Here is a 25,527-nt window from a genome sequence, read left to right as displayed (position 1 = left end):
GCCGCGAGGCTTTGTCCGATTCGCCCAAACGTCGTGGTGGCGGAGTACAGCGTTTTGTCCTCGGAACCAGCGTGTGCGGCGGCTCCCGTACGTCACAGTGGGGCACAGTGATCAGCGACGACGGGAGGCGACCATGAGCGAAACCGGCGGCCGGATCGTGCTCGGCCCGCACCAGTACGGCAAGGCCGAGAACCGGGTGGTGCGCATCTACCGCGATACCGCCCGGCACGAGATCCGGGACCTGAACGTGTCCTCGTGCCTGCGCGGCGCGTTCGACGACGCGCACACCGTCGGCGATCAGGGCGCGGTGCTGCCGACGGATTCGCAGAAGCAGACCATCTACACCTACGCCAAGCTGCACGGCGACGGCAGCATCGAGGAGTACGGGCTGGCACTGGCCCGGCATTTCGTCAACGACATCGAGCCCGTGGATTCGGCGCGTCTCGAGATCGAAGAGTATGCGTGGCAACGGGTTCCGGTCGGCGGCAGCGGGCACGACCACACCTGGACGCGGGTGGGGCCGGAGGTGCGGATCGCGGCGATCACCGTGAGCGGGACCGGTACCGACCGCCGCGAGTGGGTGATCGGGGGCGTCAAGGAGCTGGTGATCCTGAAGTCCACGGGTTCGGAGTTCGCGGGTTTCCTCGAAGACCCGTTCACCGTCCTCGAACCCGCCTCCGACCGGATCCTGGCCACCAGCCTGATCGCCCGCTGGCGCTTCGCCACCCCGCCCGAGGACTGGGATGCCGCCTACCACGGGATCCGCGCCGTCATAGTCGAGACCTTCGCGACCCTGCACTCGAAGGCCCTGCAGCAGACCCTCTTCGAGATGGGCCGGGCCGCGCTGGCGGCGTATCCGTGCCTGGCGGAGATCCGCATGTCGGCCCCCAACAAACACCACTTCGCCTATGACACAGACCGTTTCGGCGTCCCGAACCAGGGCGAGGTCTTCCACGCCGACGACCGCCCCTACGGCCTGATCCAGGCGAGTGTGCTGCGCGAGGGCGCCCCGGACGCCGGAACCGCCTGGGATCCCTACACCGGCGCGGTCTGACCGGCCAGCGTGCGCACCGCCAGATACAGATCCAGCCGATCGTCGAGCCGCCCGAGATCGCGCCCGGTGAGCTCCTCGATCCGGCCGATCCGATAACGAACGGTATTGAGGTGCAGGTGCATTCGATCGGCCGCCTGCCGCCACGAGCCTTCGCACCCGAGAAACACCTCCAGCGTCTCCAGCAGTCCGGCCCCGTGCCGCCGGTCATACTCCAGCACCGGACCCAGTACGCGTTCGGCGAATCGCCGCTGGAGGCCGCCGGGCACCGCGGTGAGCAGGCCGACGGCCGAATCGATATCGGCCACCCGCAGGCTGACCGGGGCCGCGTCGTCGCGGGCCGCGGTGGCGGCGGCGGCCGCCGCGCCGATCGCACCGGCCAGGGTCTCCTCCGGCTGCCGGGCGCCCACACCGACCGCGATCCGAATCTCGGTGAGCGCCGGTGCGATTCGCCCGAGACGGCGGACCACCGCGGCCGCGATGCCGTCCTGGGTTCCGGCCGTCACGCCGACCAGCCTGCCTTCGCGGTCGATCGACGTGGCGATATCCGGTAGGGCGTCGTGCAGGGCCGCACGTACGGCCTGCAGTCCGGCGGACGAATCGGCCCAGGTCGAAACCTGCTGCGGTGCCACAGGTCCCGCACCGTGAGCCGGTGCTCCCGCCCGTTCGATGGCGCCCGCGACACCCCCGGACAGCGGTCGGCGCTGCGGCGCATCCGGCTTCCGTCCCGAGCCGGTCAGCCCGTCGGCGGCGTGGACCTCGCAGACGAGAGCCACCTCGCACCGGTCCGCCCGTTCGGTGAACGGCACCGGAAAGCGGTCGGCCAGTTCCCAATCCAGGTGCTGCCGGTCGGCACGACGCTGCCGATACAGCTCCGCCACGGCCGCCAGATCCGCGCCGAACGGGTCGAGTTCCGGGGCCGACGGGCGGATCACCAGGTACCAGGCGGTAATGCGGTCGCCCGCACCGACCTGGAGGACTCGCATCGCTCCGGTGGTGACCGCGGGCAGGCGCGGCGCGGTGAGCGCGGTGGCGACGATGCGATCGATGTCCGGCTCGGCCAGGTCCTCGGTGCCGGCGATGACCGTCCCGGTCGAGGTCAGGATCCAGGCCGAAACCCGCTGTTCCGCCGCGCAATCCGCGACCAGGGTCTCGATACCCGTCCCGGCGGCGACCGCGGTCAGCAGCCTGCGCTGCCGGTCGGCGCGCGATTGCACTCGCCGCCAGCGCACCTCCGCCGCCTGCTCGGCCAGGTACTCGATGATCCGGCTGAACGGCACGCTCTGCGGTGCGGACAACAGCGGCAATCCGTGCCGGCGACAGGCCTCGACCACGTCCTCGGGCACGTGCCCGTGCAGCGCCTGCCCGGCCACCACACCGGCGACCCCGGCACCCGCCAGCAGGCCCACATAGCGGTCCGCGTCCGTCGCCTGCTGCCGCCACACCAATCCGGTACACACCAGCGCGCCCGGTGTCACGAAGGGCCGGGGGTCGGGCATGTCCGTCGCACAGACCCTGGCGACCGGCCGATCCAGTTCCCCCGCGTCCCCATGCAGCAGCCGCATCCGCAACTGCGGCGCATCGAGAATGTCGCGCACCCGCACAGCGCACCTCCCGTGGTCGGTCCGGATAGTCCGTCACGGTAGGAGGCTGTTATTTCCACGCGGTTTCCGGCGTGCTGCGGCGGGCTCACAGCCGGTCGGTAGGGTGGTCGCCGTGAGCCGCCGCATTCCAGTCCTGATCGTGGCCGGATTCCTCGGCGCCGGGAAGACGACGCTGCTCAACCGGCTGCTGCGGACCCGGAGCACGCGAATCGGAGTGGTGGTCAACGACTTCGGCGCGGTCAATATCGACGCCATGCTGGTGGCCGGGCAGGTCGACGCCATGGTCTCGCTGGGCAACGGGTGCGTGTGCTGCGCGGTGGATGTCAGCGAACTGGACGACCTGTTCGACCGGCTGGCGCATCCCAGGCAGAAGATCGACGTCATCGTGGTGGAGGCCAGCGGACTGGCGGAGCCGCGCAATCTCATACGCATGGTGGTGAACAGCGACAATCCGCGCATTCGCTACGGCGGGCTGGTCGAGGTGGTCGACGCCGAGCACTTCCCCGCGAGCCGCGAACTGCACCCGGAACTCGCGACGCATCTGCGGATGGCGGATCTGGTGGTGCTCAACAAGGCCGACCGCGTCGAGCCGGCCGCGCTGGAGCGGCTGCGGTCGGAGATCACCGGCCTGGTCGGCCAGGTCCCGGTGTATCCGACCAGCCATGGGCGCGTCGACCCGGGCCTGCTGTTCGACGTCCCCACCCGCGAACCGCACCGGCCGCGCGTCGGTGAACAGCTCAGCTTCGACGAGCTACTGCTCGACGAGCACACGGATGACGGGCACGGAGACCACCGTCATGAGCATGGAGACCACTGCCACGAGCACGGCGGGGACTGCCGCGACCATCGGCACCTGCACGACGCCTACGACAGCGTCTCCTTCACCTCCGACACGGACCTGAATCCGCGCGAACTCATTGCGCTACTGGAGGATCCGCCCGCCGGCCTGTTCCGCGCCAAGGGCGTGCTGGCCTTCGCCGTCCCCGACGACCCGCGAAAGTTCGTGCTGCACATGGTCGGCCGCCACATCACCATCGAGCCCACCGCCTGGACCCGCCACGAACCCCGGGTCAGCAACCTGGTCCTCATCGGCTCCGGCCTCGACGCGGACGCCGTCACCGCCCGCCTCCGCGCCACCGCCCATCTCGCCGGCGACCCCCTCGACGACCACGCCCTCCTCCCCGTCTGGCGCTACGTCGCCGACGACGACGCGCTTGTCGGCGAGGGCTGATTCCGCCTCGAGCTCTGCCCGCAGCTCCGCGACCTCGGCCGCCAGTTCGTCCCGCATCTGCTCGCGTTCGGCGAGGGCGGCCCGCATGGTCTCGACGCTGTCGTTCATCGCGGCCAGCCGCTGGTCGGCGCCCCTGAGCAGCCACTCCACCACGTCCCGCCGGCCGACGGCGGCGCTGGCGGCCTGGACCCACCCGACCACGTAGTCCACCCACTCCTGCGGCTTGGGCATGTCCTTGGGCTCGTCCCAGCCCTTGCGCTGGGCCGCCTTGGTGGACAGCACCAGCTCCGCCCGCTTCCCGCGCCCGGGCGAGTTCAGTTCCGCCAGGGACAGTTTCCCGGCGCTGGTCACCACCGCCGTGAACCGGTACTTCCCCGCCAGGTGCATGCGCAGCTCGGCGGTCCCCCGACCATCGGAATCCATGGCCCCCAGCCACGGCCCGTCCGCCGCCTCGATGATGGCCGCCAGGATTTCCAGCTGCCCCACCCCGCGCCGCAGCCGCGCCGCGGCCGTCCGCAGCGCACCTGGCGTGGCCGTCATCTGATCCCAATGCATGCCCCGAACATAGCCCCCGCCGCACCCGCCGCCGTGTTCGACTGGCCCGGTGGGTGATATGCCCGACCATCCGAATATCGAGCCGGCCGCCCGTTATCACCGAGCCGTCGCGGCCGGCGCCACCAACGCAACTACGACTGCCATGTCACGAAGTTCTGACCGTTCCGGGTGATTCGTGCCATAGCCTGGCGGCGTGCGAGTTGTGGAGCCTGGCGGCGTGCGAGTTGTGGTGGCGAATCGTGGTGAGGTCGCGGTCCGGGTGGTGCGGACGGCCCGGGAGCTCGGATATGTGACGGAGGTACTGCACACCGCCGAGGACAGCGGAAGTCTGGCGGTCCGGCTGGCCGACCGGGCGCTCGTGCTGCCGGGCAGCGGCGCGGCGGGATACCTCGATGTCGAATCCGTGGTGCGGGCCGCGGCCGCCTGCGGACCGGGCGCGCTCGTGCACCCGGGGTACGGATTCCTCAGCGAGAGTGCGGAGTTCGCGGCGGCCTGCGCGGCGGCGGGGCTGACCTTCGCCGGGCCCGCACCGGATGTGCTGCGGATCTTCGGGGACAAGGTCGCGGCGCGCGAGGCGGCCGCGCGGGCCGGGGCGGCCGTGCTGCCCGCGACCCGGGCCGGAGCCGGAACGGACGAGATCGCCGCGCTGCTCGCCGAACATCCCGGCGGCGTCATGGTGAAGGCCGCCGCGGGCGGCGGCGGCCGCGGCATGCGGCCCGTGACCGAGGCGGCGCTGCTGGCGGAGGCCGTCGAACGCTGCCGGGCCGAGGCCCGCGCCGGATTCGGCGACGACAGCGTCTACGCCGAAGCCCTGGTCGACCGGGCGCGGCACATCGAGGTGCAGGTGGTGGCCGACGGGCTCGGCGCGGTGGCGCTGGGCGACCGCGATTGCAGCGTGCAGCGGCGGCGGCAGAAGCTCATCGAGATCGCGCCCGCGCCGGAACTGCCCGCGGCCGTGCGGGATCGGGTGCAGCGGGAGGCGGTGCTGATCGCCGAGGCGGTGGGCTGCCGGGGCGTCATCACCGTGGAGTTCCTGGTGGACGGCACGAATGTCTGGTTCCTGGAGGTGAATCCGCGCCTGCAGGTCGAGCACACCGTGACCGAGGCGGTGACCGGCGTGGATCTGGTCGCGCTGCAACTGGATCTGGCACAGGGCCGCACGCTGGCCGAACTCGACCTGCCCAAGAACGAGACCCGCGGCTACGCCGTGCAGGCGCGGGTCAATGCCGAACTGCTCGCGGCCGACGGCGCGGTGCTGCCCAGCACCGGCGTGATCAGCCGCTTCGACGCCCCGACCGGCACGGGCGTGCGGGTCGACACCGCCGCCCAGGTGGGGATGCGGCAAGGGGTGCAGTTCGATTCGCTGCTCGCGAAGATCATCGCGTCCGCGCCGTCGTACCGCGCCGCGCTGCAACGGTGTTCGGACGCGCTGGCCGAGACCGTGATCAGCGGCGTCGACACCAACCTGCACCTGCTGCGCGCCGTGCTGGCCGAACTCGGCGACGCGGGCCCGGTGAGCACAGCCTGGTTCGAGCAGCGCCTCGACGACCTGCGCTCCCGGGCAGAGGGTTTCGAGGATCCGACCGGACCGCAGCCGGTACGGCAGGCCGCTGCCGCCGAGCTCGATCTGGACTCAGGCGAACAGGCCCTGCGCTCCCCGATGGGCGCCACCGTCGTCTCACTCTCCGAGCCCGGAACGGTGCTCGCCGCCGGAGCCGAGGTCGCGGTCCTGGAGGCCATGAAGATGCAGCACGTGCTGTGCGCGACCGAACCGCTGCGGGTGCTGCGGCACGCGGTCACACCGGGTGACGTGGTCGACCCGCACGCCATCCTGGTCACCTGGGTGGCCGCCGATCATGACGGCCCGGCCGCGGAATCGACCGTGGTGGACCTGGATTCGGTGCGCGCCGACCTCGCCGAGGTGCTGGACCGCCACGACATCACCCTCGACGCCCGGCGCGAGACCGCGGTCGCCAAGCGGCATCGGCTCGGCCGCCGCACCGCCCGGGAGAACATCACCGACCTGGTCGACCCCGGCAGCTTCGTCGAATACGGCGCGCTGGCGGTCGCCGCCCAGCGCAGCCGCCGCAGCCTCGAGGACCTGATCGCCAACACCCCCGCCGACGGCCTGATCGCGGGCGTGGCGACCATCAATGCCGGCCGCTTCGGCCCGGACCGCACCCGCGCACTGGTCATGTCCTACGACTACACCGTGCTCGCCGGCACCCAGGGCATGCGCAATCACGCCAAAACCGACCGCATGCTGGAACTGGCTCGCGAGCAACGGCTTCCGGTGGTCTTCTTCACCGAGGGCGGCGGCGGCCGGCCCGGCGACACCGACCACGGCGGCATCTCCGGCCTGGACGTCACCACCTTCCGCGCCATGGGCGCGCTGTCGGGCACCGTACCGCTCATCGGCATCGCCTCCGGCCGCTGCTTCGCCGGCAATGCCGCCCTGCTGGGCATGTGCGATGTCGTGATCGCCACCCCCGACGCCAATATCGGCATGGGCGGCCCCGCCATGATCGAGGGCGGCGGACTGGGCGTGTACGCGCCCGAGGACATCGGCCCGATCGAGGTGCAGCGCCGCAATGGCGTGGTTCACATCGTCGCCGCCGACGAGGCCGAGGCGGTCGATCTCGCCCGCCGCTACCTCTCGTACTTCCAAGGGGCGGACGCGGAGTGGGAAGCACCCGACCCCCGCCTGGCCCGGCACGTGGTGCCCGAGAACCGGCTGCGCGCCTTCGACATTCGCGCCGCCATCGACGCCATCGTGGATGTCGGGTCGGTGCTGGAACTGCGCCGGGACTGGGGCGTCGGCATCGTCACCGCCCTGGTCCGGGTCGAGGGCCGCCCCTTCGGCCTCATCGCCAACGACTGCCACCACCTGGGCGGCGCCATCGACGCACCGGCCGCCGACAAACTGTCCGTCTTCCTGCAGCTCTGCGGCGCCCACGGCCTGCCCATCGTGTCCCTCTGCGACACACCGGGTTTCATGGTCGGCCCCGAGGCCGAGGAGCACGCCACCGTCACCAAGTTCAGCCGCCTGTTCATCGACGCCGCCGCCCTCGACGTGCCCTTCGGCACCGTCATCCTGCGCAAGGGCTACGGCCTGGGCGCACAGGCCATGGCGGCGGGCTCCTTCCGCGCACCCCGCTTCGTGATCGCCTGGCCCACCGGCGAGATCGGCGGCATGGGCCTGGAGGGCGCGGTCCGCCTGGGCTTCGCCAAGGAGCTGGCCGCCATCGAGGATCCGGCGCAGCGGCAGGCCGCCTTCGACGCACTGGTCCAGGCGGCCTACGACAGCGGCAAGGCCCTCACCGCCGCAACGGTTCTCGAACTCGACGACGTCATCGACCCGGCCGACACCCGCCGCTGGGTGCGGACCCTGCGCTGAGCGAACTCCGCGCTGCGAACCGGCACCGCTACACCCACCGGCCCCGGATCCTCCGGTAGCAGGCATAGGCCATCGTGAGCGCCGCGACTCCGCCGAGCGAACCGCCGGCGCTCACATACCGGCGATGCCGCGACCCGGACATCCGGGCCTGCAGGCGTTCCTCGGTGAGATCGGCGTACCGGCCGGGTAGCAGGGTGTCGAAGTACTCGGTGACGAAGTTGTCGGTGCGCCGGGTGGGCAGACCCATGTCGCGCATCAGCTCGTCGATGTGGTGCGTCAGGTACGGGCCGAGGTAGTAGCCCTCGGGCCGCTCCGGCATGACCTCGCCCAGCCACGTCCCGACACGCGCTATCTCCCTGTGCATGCCGTCGACGCCCGGCAGGGCGAGCTCACCCAGGAAATGCTGGGACAGCCAGTGTGCGGACACCTCGGCGGTGAGCTGGCAGGCGTCGGAGGAGCCGTATCCGATGAAACCGAGCCGCGGCAGCGTGGGCGGCAGAATGTGCCGGTAGAGCTGGAACCGGCCCTCGACCCGGACGGTCTTGGCCAGCTCGGGCGAAAGGAATTCCAGCTCCTGCCGCCAGCCGGTGGCGAAGACGACGACATCGGCGTCGAGCCGATCACCCCCCGCCAGTTGGACCGCGGTGCCGCCGGGGAAGGCCGCGATGGTGTCGCGCCGCAAGGCGATTCGACCGCGCCGGGCCATCCGGAAGAACTCGTCGCTGACTCCCAGATTCTCGATCCCCGCCGGCAGCGGTGCGTCCGGCACCATGACCTTCGGCGACCGCAGCAGCAACCGCATCGAGGCCGAGACCGCCCGCCAATACCGTTCGGCGAACCTCTTGCCCGGCCCGTGCAGGAACCGCTCGATCAGGGTCTGCCGGTGATAGCGGAAGAACGCTTCGGTGCTGCGATTCAGGATGATCCGGTCCGAGGGCACCCGGCCCGGCAGAAACCGCGGCAGCATCGGATGGGCCCGGCGGAACACCAGCGTGCACTCCCGCGCGTGCTCCCCCGCCCAGGCCGCGCAGTCCAGCGCCGACTTCCCGGCCCCGACCACCACCACCCGCCGGCCGACGAACAGCCTCGGATCGGTGGCCCGGCTGGAATGCAGTCGCACGCCCTCGAACTCGTCCTCGCCCTCGATGACCGGGAGCCGCGGGGTGGAGAACACGCCCGCGCACACCACCACGAAGTCGAACCGCAGCTCCTCGACCCCGTCCGGGCCGCAGATCTTCAGCTCGAAACCCTCGTCGACCTCGGACACCCGGATCACCTCGGTCGACAGCCGCAGCAGCGGCGTCAACCCGAAGCGCTCCACATAGGACGCCAGGTACTCCCGCACCTGCGCGGCCGTCGGAAACACCTCGGCCGACTCCGGATACGGGTGATCGGAGTAGGCGTAGGTATCGCGGGAGTTGTTGGTGCGCAGGCCCGGATAGGTCCGTGCCTCGATCCACACCCCACCCGCTGCGCCCTCCTTTTCGAAGATGACGACCTCGAATCCGTCGTCCCGCAGCACTTTCGCGGTGACCAGCCCCGCGATACCGGCGCCGATGATCCCGGCCCGTTTTCCACCCGCACTCGTCACGTCCACTATTTCCCCTTTGGACCTGCACGTTTCGAGGCTCACGCTACTTCAGCACGAGATCCGGCGTACCTGCGTCGGGGCAACTCGCCAAACGATGGATCAATTGGGCGTGTCGCGACTTCTCACCGAAATCGCTTAAACGGGACTCATTTACGAGACCGGAAGCTCCGGGATCTGGGTGGCACGGGCGTACACGGTCTCGCCCTCTGCCAGGTGCAATGCAGCGGCGTCACCGCGCGTCACCTGCGCGGTGAACAGATCACCGGTGGCCGCGTTGCGCAGCTCCACCCGCACCTCGAACCCGAGCTGCACGACCCGCTCCACCGTCGCGCGGGTGACACCGGCGGATTGCGCGGTGCCCTCGTGCGCGGCCAGCGCCATGCTCGGATCCCGGCCGACGCGAATATCGTGCGGCCGCACCAGATGCCCGTTCAGCTTGGCCACCGCGCCCAGGAACGACATGACGAATTCATTGGCGGGCCGGTCGTACACGTCCTCCGGAGTGCCGACCTGCTCGATGCGGCCCTTGTTCATGACCGCGATGCGGTCGGCCACATCCAGTGCCTCCTCCTGGTCGTGGGTGACCAGCACGGTGGTGACGTGCACCTCCTCGTGCAGCCGCCGCAGCCAGGTGCGCAGGTCCGCACGGACTTTCGCGTCCAGCGCACCGAACGGTTCGTCCAGCAGCAGCACCTGCGGGTCCACCGCGAGCGCCCGGGCCAGGGCCATGCGCTGACGCTGACCACCGGACAGCTGCGCCGGATACCGGTGCTGGAAGCCGTCCAGGCCGACGATCTCGAGCAGGTCGTCGACCTTCTTCTTGATCTCCGCCTTGGGCCGCTTGCGGATCTTGAGCCCGAAGGCCACATTGTCGCGCACGGTCATGTGCTTGAACGCGGCGTAATGCTGGAAGACGAAACCGATATCGCGCTTCTGCGGCGACACATTCGTGACATCGCGGCCCGCGATGGTGACCAGGCCGTTGTCGAGCGTCTCCAGTCCCGCGATCGAGCGCAGCAGCGTCGACTTGCCCGAACCGGACGGGCCCAGCAGCGCGGTCAGCTCCCCCGACGGGATGTCGATGCTGACATCGTCGAGAGCGGCGAAGGTGCCGTACCGCTTGTTCGCGTTGGTCACGGTGATCATTTGGCAGTGCCCCGCTTGCGTTCGAGGAGGGTCATGAGCAGAAGGACGACGAGGGCGATGCCCATGAGCAGCGTCGCCGCACAGTACGCGCCGAAGGTGTTGTGATCGTTCACGTATCGCCCGTTCACCAGCAGGGTGAGCGTCTGTGACTTTCCGGGCAGGCCCGTGGACACCATGATCACCGCGCCGAATTCACCCAGCGCCCGCGCCACGGTCAGCACGATGCCGTAGGTCAGACCCCAGCGGATGGCCGGCAGCGTGATGCGCCAGAACGTCTGCCAGCCCGACGCGCCCAGGGTGGCCGCGGCCTGCTCCTGATCGTCGCCGATCTCGTGCAGCACCGGCTCCACCTCGCGCACCACGAACGGCAGCGTCACGAAGATGGTGGCGATCACCATGCCCGGCAGATTGAAGATGATCTTCAACCCGTGGTGGTCCAGCCCGCCGAACCAGCCGTTGGCGCCCCACAGCAGGATCAGCGAAACACCCACCACCACCGGCGAAGTCGCCATCGGCAGATCCACCACGGCCTGCAGCAGATTGCGGCCCGGGAACTTTCCGCGCACCAGGGCGAGCGCGATGATCACACCGAAGATCACATTCACCGGCACCACGATCGCCACGATCGTCAAGGTCAGATTGAACGCCGAGATCGCCGCGGGTGTGGAGATCGACTCGTAGAACGCGCCCAAACCGCGTTCGAAGGTGCGCCACAGGATGATGCCCAGTGGCACCAGCAACAGCACGAACAGATACGCCAGCGCCACCGTGCGCAGCGAGATCTTGGTCCAGAAGCCGAGTCTCATCTACGCCTCCCTTTCCTTGCGCGCCAAGCGGTCCGACGTGACCCGCAGGACGAACAGGGTGAGCAGCGAGATCGCCAGCAGCGCCACCGAGACCGCGGCGGCGTTCACCGGGCGATCCACCTCGATCTGCTGCTGGATGTACTGCGAGGCCATCTGCGTCTTCTTCGGAATGCCGCCGCCGATCAGCACCACCGACCCGTACTCGCCGATGGCGCGCGCGAACGCCAGGCCCGAGCCGCTCACGATGGCGGGCGCCAGCGTCGGCAGGATGATGGTCCGGAAGGTGGTCCAGTTGTCCGCGCCCAGCGACGCGGCCGCCTGCTCCACATCCTGGTCGGCCTCGATGAGCACCGGCTGCACCGACCGCACCACGAACGGCAGCGTCACGAACGCCAGCGCCACCACCAGACCCGGCTGGGTGGCGTTGAGATGGATGTCGAACGGCGACTGCGGCCCGTACAGCGCCAGCAGCACGATGCTGGCCACGATGGTGGGCAGGGCGAACGGCAGATCGATGAGCCCGTTCACGAAGCCCTTGCCCGGGAACTCGTCGCGCACCAGCACCCAGGCGATGAGCGTGCCCATCACCACATTGATCAGCGTCACGATGATCGACACGAAGACGGTCACCTTCAGCGCGTCCAGCGCGCCGGGCGCGGTGACCGCGTCCCAGAACCCGGACCAGCCGTCCTCGAAGGACTTGACGGTCAGCGCGGCCAGCGGCAGCAGCACGATGATGCTGAGCCACAGCACGGAGGTGCCGATGCCGAGCGGGCCCACCGACCCGCTCACCCGGAACCAGGAACGGATCCGGCCCGGACCCGCCGACCGACGCGGGTTGTCGTCTACCGAAACGCCGGAACCAGGATCGGCTCCGGCGTTCGAGCTGCTGTCACTCACGGTTTCGAGTATCGCTTGTGTCGCAGGTCACCCGGCTACTTGGTGGCCTTGTCGTAGATCTGGGCCACCGAACCGGTGTTCGGCGTGAACAGATCCTTGTCCACGACCTTCCAGCCACCCAGATCGTCGATGGTGTACAGCTTCTGCGGGGTCGGGAAGTCCTTGGCGTGGTCCGCGCGCACCTGCGGATCGACCGGGCGGAAGCCCGCCTCGGCGAACGCCTGCTGCGCGTCCTTGGTGTAGAGGAAGTCGCGGAAGGCGATGGCCTGCTTGAGGTTCTTGGCGTTCTTCAGCACCGCGACCGGGTTGTCGATCCGGAAGGTGGTGTCGGGCACGATGTGCTCGATCGGATCGCCCTTGGTCTCGGAGAAGATGGCCTCGTTCTCGTAGCTGATCAGTACGTCACCGGTGCCCTGCAGGAAGGCGTCGGTGGCCTCGCGGCCCGACTTCGGCTGCACGTGCACGTGGGTGAGCAGCTGGCTCAGGTAGTCCAGACCGGCCTGCGGGTTCTTGCCGCCCTCGCTCTTGGCGGCGTACGGGGCCAGCAGGTTCCACTTGGCCGAGCCCGAGCTGAACGGGTTGGGGGTGACCACCTCGATGCCCGGCTTGAGCAGGTCGTCCCAGTTCTTGATGCCCTTCGGATTGCCCTTGCGGACCGCGATGGCCACCACCGAACCGAACGGAACACCCTTGTTGGCGTCGGAGTTCCAGCCCGCGTCGATCTGACCGGAGTCCACCAGGCGGGTGATGTCGGGCTCGACGGAGAAGCTCACCACATCCGCCTCGGCGCCGTCCTTCACCTTGCGGGACTGATCGCCGGAGGGACCGTAGGAGGCCTGGAACTGGGTGCCCTTGCCGGGGTCGGTCTTGTTGAAGACCGGAATCACCTTGTCGTAGGCGGCCTTCGCCACCGAGTAGGCGTAGAGGTTGATATTGCCGCCGCCTCCGCTGGCCGGACCGCTGTCCTTGGTGTCGCTCGCGCCGCCGCTGCAGGCGGTGAGCACGGTGGCCGCGACCGCGGTGAGGGCGACGGCGAAGGTAGATCGGCGGGACAGACGAATATTGCGCGACATCGGCGTGGACCTTTCAGGGCACCCGCCGGTGGGACGTCGACCGGCGGGAATGAACGTACTGCCGTAGACCCGTCGCGTGGGATGTCGCAACGGTGGCGCTCCGGCCCGAGGGCCGCCGGGGGACGAACACGAACTGCGAAAAATGCGCGCGCCAAGTCTACTCAGACGTGCAGCAGTGCCCGATCGGCCATCAGCGACAGTGAATGTCCGCGACCGCGAGGCAACCCACAGCGATCAACGCCAATTCATGGCGGACCTGGGGCACAACACTCGAAGACACCCGGCGACTTTAGCAGAGCAGCACGTCAGGTGGCGAATTTCGGACGGCGGTTGGAATCGACTCGAGCACAACCCTGGACGAACGCGGCAGACTGTATCGAGCGGCCCGATACCGCGTCGCCTGCTGCACACACACGGGGGAATCGATGACCACACCCGCTCGTCTCCGCCGGGAGTTCCCCGGCATCTCCACTCGCGCCTGGGAGCATCCCGCCGACCGCACCGCACTGGTCGGGCTGCGGCAGCTGAGTGGATTCGACACCCTGCTGCGCACACTGTCCGGGTTGTTGCAGGAGCGGCAGCACCGGCTCATGTACCTGGCGACCGCGGTACGGGTCGACGAACGGCAGTTCAAGAACATCCATCAGCTGCGCGAGGACGCGGTGAAGATCCTCGACGCGCAGCGCACGCCGGAGATGTTCGTCTTGCAGCAGCCGGAGGCCAATGCCTTCACCATCGGCATGGACCGGCCGTTCATCGTGCTGACCACCGGGCTGCTGGATCTGCTCGATCACGAGGAACTGCGGTTCGTGGTCGGCCACGAGCTCGGGCACGCCCTGTCGGGGCACGCGGTCTACCGGACCATGCTCATGCACCTGATGCGGCTGGCAGCCAATGTCGGCTGGATGCCGGTGGGCGGCTGGGCTTTACGCGCCATCGTGGCGGCGCTGCTGGAGTGGAGCCGTAAATCCGAACTGTCCGGCGACCGGGCCGGGCTGCTGGTCGGACAGGACGTGGACGCGTCGGTCCGGGTGCACATGAAGCTGGCGGGCGGATCGCGGGTGGACCAGATGAGCCATGCCGCCTTCCTGGCCCAGGCCGATGACTACGACCGGGCCGGCGACCTGCGCGACGGCGTGCTCAAACTCCTCAATCTGGAGCTGCAGACCCATCCGTTCTCGGTGCTGCGGGCCGCCGAACTGCGACGCTGGATCGCGAGCGGCGACTACGACCGGATTCTCGACGGCCAGTACCCGCGCCGGGACCAGGACAAGAACGCCCGCATCAGCGAGGAGATCAAACACGCCGCCCGGTCCTACCGGGAGAACTTCGACCAGTCCGAGGACCCCCTGATCCGCACCGTGCGCAACCTCGGCCGCGATGTCGGGGCCGCGGTCGGCACGGTGGGTCAGGAAGTCAGCGACACACTCTCGAAGCTGGGCAAGCGAATCCGCGGATCCGACGACTGACAGGGAAATGAGGGTGCCGGGCCGAGCGCCCGCACCCCCATTCGAGTCGAAGCTCGGTAACCCGCAGGGTTACTCGTCGCCCTCGACCACGGGCGGGGTCTCGAGGATGTCGAGGATCCACTCCTCGGTGGCGCTCTCGGCATCCTCCTCGTCGGGACGGATACGGTTGGTGAGGCGCACGCCCAGGCCCAGCAGTTGGGCGGCCTTCACCATGTCGATGGCCTCGTCGGGGCCGCAGAAGTGGGTGGCGATCAGACGGGGCTCGTCCTCGAAGTCTTCTTCGGACAGCACCAGTTCCAGGCCTTCATCGGTTGACATGGGTCTGCACAGTACGCCGAGAATTCGCCCGAGTGGTACCGAAACTCGCTCAGCGAGTGAACAACCAGGCGACGACTACGAGAACAAGAAGTGCGATCAGGGCGAGCTGGACACGAGAGCGAGGCATCTCAGGCGGCTTCCTTCCGGATGCGGCGCGAAGGCGTGGCGGGGATCGCGGTCTCCCGGGCGGCGATCCGATCACGGCCGAGCACGTGCAGCACCACCCGCAGCGTCCGGTCGAGCAGGTAGGCGATGGCCAGGCAGACCGGCACCATGGCGGCCAGCACCACCGCGAACTGGGGAACGAACGGCAGGCCGGCCACCCAGAGTTCGACGCCGTCCCACCATCCTGCAATCGCATGCACGACCCCAGCCTAGGCCGACATCGCGGCGGTGGACGATTCGGGCTGCCCGGGCCGATGATGTTGGGTATGGAGTCGTACGACGAGCCCGAGAACAGCGAACGGCCGCTCGGCAGCGAGATCGACGTCGATCCTGCCGAAACCTGCGATGAACCGTCCGAGGTGGACGCACCGCGCGACGGACTGGACCGGACCGACCCGACCCTGTCCGACAGCTTCCTGCCTTCCGCCGTCGGCGGCATGCATCATTCGGTGTATCCCCCGATCGACGACTACGCCTTTCTGTCCGACTGCGAGACCAGTTGCTTGATCGCCCGCAATGGCTCGGTCGAGTGGATGTGTGTGCCGCGCCCGGACTCCCCCAGTGTCTTCGGAGCCATGCTGGACCGCAGCGCCGGACATTTCCGCCTCGGCCCTTACGGCCGCAATGTGCCCGCCGCGCGCCGGTATCTGCCGGGCGGGCTGATCGTGGAGACCACCTGGCAGACCGAGACCGGCTGGCTCATCGTGCGCGACGCGCTGGTGCTGGGTCCGTGGCACAACAACCGCTCCCGCAGCCGCAGCCACAAGCGCACGCCCATGGACTGGGATGCCGAGCACATGCTGCTGCGCACGGTGAAATGCGTGAACGGCGTGGTGGAACTGGAGATGAGCTGCGAGCCCGCCTTCGACTACCACCGCGGCCCGGCCACCTGGCACTACAGCGGCGACGTGTACGAAAGGGCCAGTGCCACCTGCGATATCGAGGGCGCCCCGAGCCTGACGCTGACCACCGATCTGCGGCTGGGGCTGGAGGGCCGCGAGGCCCGCGCCCGCACCCGGATGAAGGAGGGCGACGAGGTGTTCGTGGCCCTGTCCTGGTCGGACCTGCCGCCGCCGCGCACCTTCGCCGAGGCGGCTGAGAAGATGTGGCAGACCACCGAGTGCTGGCGGCAGTGGATCACGCTGGGGCGCTTCCCTGACCATCCGTGGCGCGGGTACCTGCAACGCAGCGCGCTGACGCTGAAGGGCCTCACCTACGCGCCGACCGGGGCGCTACTGGCCGCCGCAACCACCTCGCTACCGGAAACCCCTGGCGGCGAACGGAACTGGGACTACCGCTACACCTGGGTGCGCGACTCGTCGTTCGCACTGTGGGGCCTGTACACGCTCGGGCTGGATCGCGAGGCCGACGACTTCTTCGCCTTCCTGCACGACGTCACCACGGACGACGAGGGGAAGCCCACTCCGCTGCAGGTGCTGTACGGCATCGGCGGGGAACGTGAGATAACCGAATCCGAGCTCCCGAACCTGTCCGGCTACGACGGCGCGCGGCCGGTGCGGATCGGCAACGGCGCCTACAACCAGGACCAGCACGACATCTGGGGCACGATTCTGGATTCCGTTTTCCTGCACGTGAAATCGCGTCAGCAGGTACCGGAAACGTTGTGGCCCATGCTCGAACGGCAGGTGCAGGCCGCCATCGAGAACTGGCGCAACCCGGATCGCGGCATCTGGGAGGTGCGCGGCGAGCCACAGCACTTCACGTCCTCCAAGGTCATGTGCTGGGTGGCGCTGGACCGTGGCGCGAAACTGGCCGAGCTGCACGGGGAATTCGACTACGCCAAGAAGTGGCACGATATCGCCGACGAGATCCGCGCCGACATCCTCGACAACGGCGTGAACTCTCAAGGCGTCTTCACCCAGAGCTACGGCAGCGACACCCTGGATGCCTCGCTGTTGCTGGTGGTGCTGGTCCGCTTCCTGCCGCCCACCGATCATCGGGTCCGCGCCACGGTGCTGGCCATCGCCGACGACCTGACCGAGAACGGCCTGGTGCTGCGCTACCGCACCGAGACCACCGACGACGGCCTGTCGGGCGAGGAGGGTTCGTTCACCATCTGCTCGTTCTGGCTGGTGTCGGCGCTGGTGGAAATCGGTGAGCTGCACCGCGCCCGGCAACTGTGCGAGCGGCTGCTCGGCTACGCCAGCCCGCTCAAGCTGTACGCCGAGGAGATCGACTCGCGGACCGGACGCCACCTGGGCAACTTCCCGCAGGCGTTCACCCACCTGGCGCTCATCAATGCCGTCATGCACGTGATCCGGGGGGAAGAATCCCGGCACACCGGCCAGTTCCATCCGGCACACCCGGGGCGCTGAGAAAGGCATGCGGGAAAAGGAATCGGCCGCTCTCGCGGCCGATTCCTTTTTACACGAGGTGTTCTCGTCAGTACGAGGGGTTCTCGCCGATCGCATCCGCGTGCTCGCGGATATCGCGCAACCGGACCAGCGAGCGCTCGATCTCGGTCAGCCGCGCCTCCCGCCCCGCACCCGAGTGCACGGTGGCCGCCTCCTCGGCGGCGCGCAGCGAGGCGTCCACCGAACGCAGTGTGGCCGTGGCGATCTCGGTGAAGTGATCGCGCAGGCTGCGCTGCACCGCGCGCAGCCGGTAGCGGGACTCCTTGCTCACCTGGAAGATCACATCGTCCATGAGCCGGGCCACCGCCATCTTGGCCTCGGCCTGGCGGCGCTGGCGGCGGGCCTTGCGGTCGTCCCACAGCGCGTTCACGCCCAGCAGCACGGCCGCGCCGCCGGAGTACCAGTTCACCAGCGACATGTGCAGCAGGCTGGTGATCAGGCCGACCATGAGCAGGCCGCCGTAGGAGCCGCGCAGGGCGGTCAGCACCTGCTGGGTGATGCCGTGCTTGGCGCTGTCCAGATTGTCCAGCGCGGCAACGGGTTCCAGCACCGCGCCGACATCGCCCGGATTGTCGAGCTTGAGATCGGGGGTGGGGATGCCGCTGTCGGGGAACTTCGCCGCCACCTGCTCGGCCAGCTCCACCGACCGGTAGTGGGCGATGACGAAGTTCTCCTCCACCGCCTCACAGATCTTGGCGTCCAGATCCGCGCCGAAATCCGCCCAGCGCCGAACCGGATCGCCCTTCATGATGTCGGCCTCGGCGTCGCGGATCAGGCTGCGCAGCCGGTGCCGTAGATCGTGTTCGGTGTCGGCCATCAGCTCGCCCGCGCCGTCGGCCAGGGTGACCTGCCAGTTGGCCGAGCGCTGGCGGAGCTGCTCGGCTTCCTCTCGGGTGCGGCGCAGCTGCTCGGTGATGACGGTCAGCCGGCGCGGATCCCGCAGCGTCTCGGCCTCACTGCGCAGGGCCAGCGACAGATGGTCGGTGATGAGCCGGATGTCGCGCACCGCGGCCTCCACCGCGACGGCGTCCGCGCGGCCCAGCACATAGGAGCGCAGATGGTCGAGCAGTTGCGGCACACCGGATTCCAGATCCAGCTGCGCGTCCCCCGCGGCGGCGGCGTGCTCGTGCAGCCGCGCCGAGGCCGGGGCCACCGCGAAGGCCAGCCCGGCGTCGTCGAGCAGCTGCCGGTCGTGCTGCTGCACCTGCGGCCACTGCGGATACTGGTCGATCTTGTTGAGCACGCAGACGACCGTCGGGCAGACCTGCTGAATCCGCTGCAGCTGCTCGATCTGCGCCGGGGTGAACGGCGCCCGGGCATCGGCCACGTACAGCACCGCGTCCGCAGCGGCGATCAGCGACCAGGTGGCCGGCGCCTCGGCGGGCGCGCCGGGCGCGTCCAGCACCACGAAGCCCTCCGCCAGCAGCGGGCTGGGCTGGGTGAACTCGGCCCGGATGACATCCCCGGAATCCAGCTCGGCCAGTGCGGCCTGCGGATCCACGGCGGTGCGCTGGGCGGTGCCGCCCGGGCTCGCCTTCACCAGGGTGGCGCTCGGCTGCGGACCGTACTCGGCGATCACCGGGACGCTGGCCTGGCCCTCGGTGGCGCTCACCGCGGCCCCGACCAGGCTGTTGACCAGCGTGCTCATCCCGCTCTTGGATTCGCCCACTACGACCAGCCGCACCCGCGGGTCGGCCAGGCGCGCACGCGCGATGCCCAGCCGCCCGGACAGATCGAGCCGGCCGGAGGCGTGGGTCAGTTCGAGCAGCCGGTCGAGCAGGTCGACCAGCGGACCCAGCGCATCGGGATTCTTCACCGCTACCTGATGACCGGCGGCGCTCACAGCAGCAGCATGTGATCGCCCGGACCCTGCACCGGGGAGTGGGCGTCGACGAACGAGGCATCGGGACCGAGGCCGGAGAACAGCCCGGCATCGTGCACCAGCAGACCGCCGTCGTGCACCGAAAGCGGGTGCAGCGCGGAGTCGTCGGCGATCGGCAGCACGTGGTTACCCGAATCGAACTGGTCCGCTATGGGTTTCACCGGCTGCGGCGGGTCGATGTGCGGCGGCGTGGTGATCGGCTGCTGCACGGTCGGCACCGGGGCGACGGTCGGCGCGGGCGCGACCGAAACACTGGGCTGCCCACTGTGATCGGGCACGGTCGGCACCGTCGGCTGCGCCGTCGGGACGGTCGGGTGCGCCGGGTTGGTGACGGTCGGCTGATGGGTCGGCACGGGCTCGTCGGTCGGCACCGTGACGGTCGGCGTACTGCCGTGGGTGCCGGAATCGTCGACCGGCTTCTGCGGCTTGACGGTGACGTCGGTGTCGCCGCCGGGGGTCACCGGCGGAGTCACCACCGGGGTGCTGCCGCCCTTGGTGAGATCGGGGTCCAGGCCCGGGATCTTGGTGGTCGGAATCGGCGGCACGGTGGTGAACACCGGCGCCGGATCGGTCTTGGCCGGCACGCTGACGTGCGGAGCGGGCGCCGGCGTGGCCGCCGGCTGGACCGGCTTGTCCATCAGCGGCGACGGGTGGACGGGCGCGGTGGGCTCACCACTGGCCAGCACCGGCTGGCGACCATGATCGAACAGTGCGGGGGCCACGGCCGCAGGCGCGGTCAGCGGCGACGGACCGCCGTGCGTCGACAGCAGATTCGCGATCGGCTGGTTGGCGGCATCGGGCTGAATGGTGGTCTGCAACGGCGTCACCGCGACCGGCTGCGCCATGGACACCGGCGCGACCGCGACGGGCGCGGCGGCCACAGGCACCACGGGTGCGGCGACCGGCGTCGAGACCGGGGTGACGGCGGCGGGCGCGACTGGAGCAGTCTGCGCGGCCGGAATGGTGGTCAGCGAGATCGGATTCGACGGCGCCGCGGCGGCACCGGGCAGCGTGAACGCGCCGCCCGGCGAACCGGCCCCCGGAAGCTGCGAATTCGCACCGGGCACAGCGGAAGTGGGGGCTCCGGCACTGCCCGCCGGGGAATCGGCCGGGCCGTGTCCCGGCCCCGGAAGGGCTGGGGTGCCGGTGGTGGCCGACGAGTTCGAGGAGCCGAATGGCTGGCCCATATTGTTGGGCTTGTCCGCACCCGGCAGGCTGGGCGCGCCGCCGTTGTTGGGCAGTGTGGTGTTCGCCGGGATGTGCGAAATCCCCTGTCCCAGTTGCTGACCGAAGGCATCGAGCTGATGCCCGACCGCGCCGACGCCGACATCGGCCGACAGGTTCGAGTGGAACCACATGCCGTCCAGCCCGACGTGCGCGTCGAAGGCCCAGTTGGTGCCGACGAACATGCCGGCGCCGTCGCCGCCGGTGGCGCCGACGCCGTCGAAGGCCCCCGAGTGGTCGGGCAGGCCGGTCTGCCCGTTGGGCGCGAACGACGCGCCGTTCATTCCGGGCAGGTGCATCGCCCCGCCCGCGCCGGGCAGGTGCATGGCATCGGTGCCGGGCAGGCCGAGCCCGGGCAGACCCATCCCGGGCAGCGCGGTGCCCGGCAGGGTCGGCAGGCCGGGCAGCATCCCCGGCTGTTGCTGGTCGAGCGTCGGCAGTTGCGGTTGCGCCTGTCCCGGAACCGATTCCGACTGCTGCTCGGTATCGAGCGGCAGACCCCAGCCGGGACGCGGGCCGTAGGTCGGCAGGCCGGACGCGCCGGTGTCGGTGTCGGGCAGGCCGAGGCCGTGGAAGCCGGAGATCGCCGGGTCGTTGGCCGGGATCGCGTCGAGCGACGGGAACAGGCCCGCGTCGGTGCCGTGCTGGTAGTCGCCGAGCGGGCCGAAGTGCCCGTTCACCGGCGCGGCGGCGGCCGGACCGTGGTGCGGGAGCACCGAATCCGCGGTCAGGTCGGGGAAGGTGATGGTCGGGCTCGGCACATTCGGCTGCGGGTCCTCGACCTGCGACCAGCCCACGTTCTTGCTGTCGTGGTTGATGGCCGGGGTGCCGCCACGATTGCCGCCGGCGGCGATGAGCGCGCCACCGGTGACGTACGCGCCTGCCCTGGCCACGCGCGCGACTCCGTTGGCAATGCGGTAGGCGGCGTCTCCGTCGTCGTCACCGGCACCGGCAGCATCGTCGAAGGGCAGATCACGCGTCATCTGGGCTCCGCTCTCAGGGCTTCGGCGACCCGCCGTGCGGGCCGCTGAACCAAACTCGTTTCACACCCTATTTCCGGATAACCGGTCTGTCACATCCACCAGGTCGGAGGCGGTGTGCTCAGCGGTGCGTCACATAGCTTGTCACCCGGCATATCAGTACGGAAGACCCATTTTTCGGCTGCACACCGAACCTTGCGCCTGACCGGCCGACCGGGGTTCTCCTACTTCTTCTTGTCCGTGGCGGAATCCGTGGACAGCGCGGCCACGAAGGCTTCCTGCGGCACCTCGACGCGGCCGATCGTCTTCATACGCTTCTTGCCTTCCTTCTGCTTCTCGAGCAGCTTGCGCTTACGGCTGATGTCACCGCCGTAGCACTTGGCCAGCACGTCCTTGCGGATGGCCCGAATGTTCTCGCGCGCAATGACCTTCGAGCCGATGGCGGCCTGGATCGGCACCTCGAACTGCTGGCGCGGGATGAGCTCGCGCAGCTTGGTGGTCATCTTGTGGCCGTAGGCCTGGGCGGCGTCCTTGTGCACGATGGCCGAGAACGCGTCGACCGCCTCGCCCTGCAGCAGGATGTCCACCTTGACCAATGCGGACTGCTGTTCGCCGGCCTCCTCGTAGTCGAGCGAGGCGTAGCCGCGGGTGCGCGACTTCAGCGAGTCGAAGAAGTCGAAGATGATCTCGGCCATGGGCAGGGTGTACCGCATCTCGACGCGGGTCTCCGACAGGTAGTCCATGCCCAGCAGTTCGCCGCGGCGGGACTGGCACAGCTCCATGATGGTGCCGATGAACTCGCTCGGCGCGATCACGGTGCACCGGGTGATGGGCTCGTAGATCTCGCGTACCTTGCCCTCGGGCCAGTACGACGGGTTGGTGACGACGTGCTCGGTGCCGTCCTCCATGACCACGCGGTAGATCACGTTCGGGGCGGTGGAGATCAGGTCGAGGCCGAACTCGCGCTCGAGCCGCTCGCGGGTGATCTCCATGTGCAGCAGGCCGAGGAAGCCGCACCGGAAGCCGAAGCCCAGGGCGACCGAGGTTTCCGGCACATAGGTCAGCGCGGCGTCGTTGAGCTGCAGCTTGTCCAGGGCATCGCGCAGGTTCGGGTAGTCCGACCCGTCGACCGGGTACAGACCGGAGTAGACCATCGGCCGCGGTTCGCGGTAGCCGGTCAGCGCCTCGGTCGCGCCATCGCGGGCGGTGGTGATGGTGTCACCGACCTTGGACTGACGCACGTCCTTCACACCGGTGATGAGGTAGCCGACCTCGCCGACGCCGAGGCCCTGGGTGGGCTTGGGTTCGGGTGAGACGATGCCGATTTCGAGCAGTTCGTGCGTCGCGCCGGTGGACATCATCTTGATCTTCTGGCGCGGGACGAGCTTGCCGTCCACCACACGCACATAGGTGACGACGCCGCGGTAGGTGTCGTAGACCGAGTCGAAGATCATGGCGCGGGCCGGGGCGTCGGCCTGTCCGACCGGCGGCGGCACCACACGGACCGCCTCATTGAGCAGTTCGGCCACGCCGACACCGGTCTTGCCGGAAACGCGCAGCACGTCCTCGGGCTCGCAGCCCACGATGTGGGCGAGCTCGGCGGCGTAGCGGTCCGGATCGGCCGCCGGGAGGTCGATCTTGTTCAGGACCGGAATGATGGTCAGGTCCTTGTCCATGGCCAGATAGAGATTGGCCAGGGTCTGCGCCTCGATGCCCTGCGCCGCGTCGACGAGCAGGATCGCGCCCTCACATGCCTCCAGCGCGCGCGACACCTCGTAGGTGAAGTCGACGTGTCCCGGGGTGTCGATCAGGTGCAGGACGTAGTCCTCACCGTCGACCTGCCACGGCAGCCGCACGTTCTGGGCCTTGATGGTGATGCCGCGCTCACGCTCGATATCCATGCGGTCCAGGTACTGGGCGCGCATGGCCCGCTCCTCGACCACTCCGGTGAGTTGCAGCATGCGGTCGGCCAGGGTCGATTTCCCGTGGTCGATGTGCGCGATGATGCAGAAGTTCCTGATCCGGCTGGGATCGGTGAACGTCTTGTCGGCGAAGCTGCTAATCGGAGTCACTCCTCGGCATGGCGAAACAGCGGCATGTCAACCCCGAAGTCTACGGTGCTCTGTTCTTGGCCTTCGCTCCGCTCCGGCGGGTTCGCGGCCCCGAGGTCTCGATTCTTCCCTCCTCCGCTTCGCTCCCCCGCTCCAAGGCGGAGGTCTATCAAGCCGCGGTCCAGAATCGAGACGGTCGCGAACCTGCAGGTGAGCTACCTTCAGGCGCAGACGAATCCGGTACAGGTGAGAATCCCGTTGTCCGCCGTTAGGCTGCCGGACATGGCCGGCAGGTGGAATGCTCTGGGGAAGCAGTTGGGGATCGTGGCTAAGGAGCAGGGCACGCAGCTCGTCACGCAGCAGGCCCCGAAGTTGATCGGGCGGGTGCGGCAGTCGACGATGTGGGACCGTGCGCTGAAGGCGGTGGGGACGCCGCGCAAGGGTCCGGGCGTCAATGTCCGGCCGACATCCTCGGCGGGGGTGCCGTCGCACGAACGGGCGCGCCGCATCGTCTACAGCCCGCAGCTCGACGGTCGGGCCGATCCCGGCGAGATCGTGTGGACCTGGGTCCCCTACGAGGAGGACCCGGACAACGGCAAGGACCGCCCGGTGCTGGTGGTCGGCCGCGAGGGCGACACGCTGCTCGGGCTCATGCTGTCCTCGAATTCCGAACACGCGCACCATCCCAACTGGGTGGGCATCGGCTCCGGCCCGTGGGACAGCGCCGAGCGCGACAGTTGGGTGCGGCTGGATCGTGTCCTGGATGTCCCGGAGATGGGCATTCGCCGCGAGGGTGCGATCCTCCCCCGCAAGACATTCGACCGGGTGGCGCACCGGCTCTGCGCCGAATACCACTGGCACTAGCGCCATCCCGGAGACGAGCGAACCCCGCTCCGGCGGAGCGGGGTTCGGGACCGAGAACGGTCAGCTCACCATATTGCGGGAGCGACCGTAGATCATGCCGTAGACCAGCGACCCGAGAACGCCGCCGATCAGCGGGAAGACGATGAACACCCACAGCTGTGCGGGTGCGCCGTCCTGATAGAACGCGACGGCCAGGCTGCGGGCCGGGTTCACCGAGGTGTTGTCGACCGGGATCGAGATCAGGTGGATCACGGCGAGCGTGAAGCCGATCGAGAGCCCGGCCAGCGGAATGTCGGAGAGCTGATCGGTGGAGGCCAGCACCACGAACACCAGCAGCGCGGTCAGGATCACCTCGACCGTGATGGCCGCCGCAAGACCGTAGCCATTGGTGGTGACGTCACCGAGCACCAGCTTCGACGGGCTGTGCGCGCCCCAACCGTTCGCTGCCAGGCCGTCCTTGGCGCGATCGTAGGAGGGCAGGTTCTTGGCGATGGCGTAGACGACCGTGCCCGCGAGCAGGCCGCCGATGATCTGCGCGACCCAGTAGGCCGCCGCCACCACGATGGTCACCCGGCCCAGCAGCAGCTGGCCGACCGTGACCGCCGGGTTCACATGGCAACCCGAGATGGGGCCGATGGAGTAGACCAGGAGCAGCAGGGTCAGGCCGAAAGCCAGTGCGATGCCGAGCGCGCCGACCCGGCTCCCCGCCAGCACCGCGGTGCCGACACCACCGAGGACCAGCACGAATGTGCCCAATGCCTCGGCGAATACCTTGCGCCCCAGGGTGGGCGGTGTCAGATCGGTGAGATCCTCGGCGACTTCCTGAGCTGTGGGGGACATCGGCT

19 protein-coding genes are annotated in these 25,527 nt (G+C 69.2%); 6 read left to right on the top strand and 13 right to left on the bottom strand.

The window, feature by feature from the left end:
* Positions 1-133: 133 nt before the first annotated feature.
* Positions 134-1,054 carry a factor-independent urate hydroxylase gene (gene pucL, locus ACFXIV_RS29720; protein ID WP_379398808.1) on the top strand — a complete coding sequence of 307 codons (921 nt, stop codon included), beginning with the start codon at positions 134-136 and terminating at the stop codon, positions 1,052-1,054.
* Here pucL and ACFXIV_RS29715 read toward each other — a convergent pair.
* A complete protein-coding gene (locus ACFXIV_RS29715) occupies positions 1,036-2,649 on the bottom strand; it encodes a helix-turn-helix domain-containing protein (RefSeq protein WP_379398809.1) in 1,614 nt (537 codons plus the stop codon). The genes pucL and ACFXIV_RS29715 overlap by 19 nt on opposite strands.
* 118 nt (positions 2,650-2,767) lie before the next feature.
* Between ACFXIV_RS29715 and ACFXIV_RS29710 the strand changes: the two genes are divergently transcribed.
* Together ACFXIV_RS29710 and ACFXIV_RS29705 are read left to right on the top strand one after the other, a co-directional pair.
* The gene (locus tag ACFXIV_RS29710) at positions 2,768-3,886 is read left to right on the top strand and encodes a CobW family GTP-binding protein (protein ID WP_379398810.1); all 1,119 of its coding nucleotides are present in this window, start codon (positions 2,768-2,770) and stop codon (positions 3,884-3,886) included.
* A 748-nt stretch (positions 3,887-4,634) separates the two neighbouring features.
* On the top strand, positions 4,635-7,838 hold the full coding sequence (locus tag ACFXIV_RS29705; protein ID WP_379398812.1) for a carboxyl transferase domain-containing protein: 3,204 nt from the start codon (positions 4,635-4,637) through the stop codon (positions 7,836-7,838).
* Between the two features lie 28 nt (positions 7,839-7,866).
* Here ACFXIV_RS29705 and ACFXIV_RS29700 read toward each other — a convergent pair whose 3' ends face one another.
* From ACFXIV_RS29700 to ACFXIV_RS29675, 6 genes are all read right to left on the bottom strand, one after another.
* On the bottom strand, positions 7,867-9,435 hold the full coding sequence (locus ACFXIV_RS29700; RefSeq protein ID WP_379398813.1) for a flavin-containing monooxygenase: 1,569 nt from the start codon (positions 9,433-9,435) through the stop codon (positions 7,867-7,869).
* A 144-nt stretch (positions 9,436-9,579) separates the two neighbouring features.
* Entirely contained in the window at positions 9,580-10,575 is a 996-nt protein-coding gene (locus ACFXIV_RS29695; protein ID WP_379398814.1) for a sulfate/molybdate ABC transporter ATP-binding protein, read from the bottom strand.
* The gene (gene cysW, locus ACFXIV_RS29690) at positions 10,572-11,381 is read right to left on the bottom strand and encodes a sulfate ABC transporter permease subunit CysW (protein WP_379398815.1); all 810 of its coding nucleotides are present in this window, start codon (positions 11,379-11,381) and stop codon (positions 10,572-10,574) included. Before cysW ends, ACFXIV_RS29695 begins: the two co-directional genes overlap by 4 nt.
* Complete coding sequence (gene cysT, locus ACFXIV_RS29685) at positions 11,382-12,191, bottom strand: sulfate ABC transporter permease subunit CysT (protein ID WP_379399019.1); 810 nt, start codon at positions 12,189-12,191, stop codon at positions 11,382-11,384.
* Positions 12,192-12,316: 125 nt separating this feature from the next.
* A complete protein-coding gene (locus tag ACFXIV_RS29680) occupies positions 12,317-13,354 on the bottom strand; it encodes a sulfate ABC transporter substrate-binding protein (protein WP_379398816.1) in 1,038 nt (345 codons plus the stop codon).
* A gap of 190 nt (positions 13,355-13,544) precedes the next feature.
* Positions 13,545-13,634: an Ms4533A family Cys-rich leader peptide gene (locus ACFXIV_RS29675; protein WP_328601465.1), complete on the bottom strand. Its 90-nt coding sequence runs from the start codon at positions 13,632-13,634 to the stop codon at positions 13,545-13,547.
* 145 nt (positions 13,635-13,779) lie between these two features.
* Here ACFXIV_RS29675 and ACFXIV_RS29670 point away from each other — a divergent pair, with 145 nt between their 5' ends.
* Entirely contained in the window at positions 13,780-14,823 is a 1,044-nt protein-coding gene (locus ACFXIV_RS29670) for a M48 family metallopeptidase (protein ID WP_379398817.1), read from the top strand.
* Between the two features lie 69 nt (positions 14,824-14,892).
* Here the strand turns inward: ACFXIV_RS29670 and ACFXIV_RS29665 are convergent, their stop codons facing one another.
* Both ACFXIV_RS29665 and ACFXIV_RS29660 read right to left on the bottom strand, forming a co-directional pair.
* Entirely contained in the window at positions 14,893-15,141 is a 249-nt protein-coding gene (locus ACFXIV_RS29665) for a hypothetical protein (RefSeq protein WP_379382328.1), read from the bottom strand.
* A gap of 128 nt (positions 15,142-15,269) precedes the next feature.
* On the bottom strand, positions 15,270-15,506 hold the full coding sequence (locus ACFXIV_RS29660; protein WP_379398818.1) for a hypothetical protein: 237 nt from the start codon (positions 15,504-15,506) through the stop codon (positions 15,270-15,272).
* A 237-nt stretch (positions 15,507-15,743) separates the two neighbouring features.
* Here ACFXIV_RS29660 and ACFXIV_RS29655 point away from each other — a divergent pair, with 237 nt between their 5' ends.
* On the top strand, positions 15,744-17,642 hold the full coding sequence (locus tag ACFXIV_RS29655; protein WP_379399020.1) for a glycoside hydrolase family 15 protein: 1,899 nt from the start codon (positions 15,744-15,746) through the stop codon (positions 17,640-17,642).
* A gap of 67 nt (positions 17,643-17,709) precedes the next feature.
* Here ACFXIV_RS29655 and ACFXIV_RS29650 read toward each other — a convergent pair whose 3' ends face one another.
* The 3 genes from ACFXIV_RS29650 to lepA all read right to left on the bottom strand — a co-directional run bounded on the left by ACFXIV_RS29650 (position 17,710) and on the right by lepA (position 23,839).
* Positions 17,710-19,524: a hypothetical protein gene (locus ACFXIV_RS29650; protein WP_379398819.1), complete on the bottom strand. Its 1,815-nt coding sequence runs from the start codon at positions 19,522-19,524 to the stop codon at positions 17,710-17,712.
* Positions 19,521-21,770 (bottom strand): hypothetical protein, encoded by a 2,250-nt coding sequence (locus ACFXIV_RS29645; RefSeq protein WP_379398820.1) that lies wholly within the window; start codon positions 21,768-21,770, stop codon positions 19,521-19,523. The genes ACFXIV_RS29650 and ACFXIV_RS29645 overlap by 4 nt, the downstream gene beginning before the upstream one ends.
* Before the next feature lie 221 nt (positions 21,771-21,991).
* A complete protein-coding gene (gene lepA / locus ACFXIV_RS29640) occupies positions 21,992-23,839 on the bottom strand; it encodes a translation elongation factor 4 (RefSeq protein ID WP_379382335.1) in 1,848 nt (615 codons plus the stop codon).
* Positions 23,840-24,100: 261 nt separating this feature from the next.
* Here lepA and ACFXIV_RS29635 point away from each other — a divergent pair, with 261 nt between their 5' ends.
* Positions 24,101-24,682 (top strand): type II toxin-antitoxin system PemK/MazF family toxin, encoded by a 582-nt coding sequence (locus tag ACFXIV_RS29635; protein WP_364617386.1) that lies wholly within the window; start codon positions 24,101-24,103, stop codon positions 24,680-24,682.
* A gap of 60 nt (positions 24,683-24,742) precedes the next feature.
* Here ACFXIV_RS29635 and ACFXIV_RS29630 read toward each other — a convergent pair whose 3' ends face one another.
* Positions 24,743-25,522 carry an aquaporin gene (locus ACFXIV_RS29630; protein ID WP_379398821.1) on the bottom strand — a complete coding sequence of 260 codons (780 nt, stop codon included), beginning with the start codon at positions 25,520-25,522 and terminating at the stop codon, positions 24,743-24,745.
* Positions 25,523-25,527 lie beyond the last annotated feature (5 nt).

The organism is Nocardia sp. NPDC059236 (assembly GCF_042754085.1).
Taxonomy (GTDB): Bacteria; Actinomycetota; Actinomycetes; order Mycobacteriales; family Mycobacteriaceae; genus Nocardia.
This window is presented reverse-complemented; position numbering and strand designations above follow the sequence as displayed.

What these genes read in the sequence shown, in the direction of transcription:
- pucL (WP_379398808.1), top strand. Translation starts at nt 134, where the DNA reads ATGAGCGAAACCGGCGGCCGGATCGTGCTCGGCCCGCACCAGTACGGC.
- ACFXIV_RS29695 (WP_379398814.1), bottom strand. Translation starts at nt 10,575, where the DNA reads ATGATCACCGTGACCAACGCGAACAAGCGGTACGGCACCTTCGCCGCT.
- cysW (WP_379398815.1), bottom strand. Translation starts at nt 11,381, where the DNA reads ATGAGACTCGGCTTCTGGACCAAGATCTCGCTGCGCACGGTGGCGCTG.
- ACFXIV_RS29680 (WP_379398816.1), bottom strand. Translation starts at nt 13,354, where the DNA reads ATGTCGCGCAATATTCGTCTGTCCCGCCGATCTACCTTCGCCGTCGCC.
- ACFXIV_RS29670 (WP_379398817.1), top strand. Translation starts at nt 13,780, where the DNA reads ATGACCACACCCGCTCGTCTCCGCCGGGAGTTCCCCGGCATCTCCACT.
- ACFXIV_RS29665 (WP_379382328.1), bottom strand. Translation starts at nt 15,141, where the DNA reads ATGTCAACCGATGAAGGCCTGGAACTGGTGCTGTCCGAAGAAGACTTC.
- ACFXIV_RS29655 (WP_379399020.1), top strand. Translation starts at nt 15,744, where the DNA reads ATGCATCATTCGGTGTATCCCCCGATCGACGACTACGCCTTTCTGTCC.
- ACFXIV_RS29645 (WP_379398820.1), bottom strand. Translation starts at nt 21,770, where the DNA reads ATGACGCGTGATCTGCCCTTCGACGATGCTGCCGGTGCCGGTGACGAC.
- ACFXIV_RS29635 (WP_364617386.1), top strand. Translation starts at nt 24,101, where the DNA reads ATGGCCGGCAGGTGGAATGCTCTGGGGAAGCAGTTGGGGATCGTGGCT.
- ACFXIV_RS29630 (WP_379398821.1), bottom strand. Translation starts at nt 25,522, where the DNA reads ATGTCCCCCACAGCTCAGGAAGTCGCCGAGGATCTCACCGATCTGACA.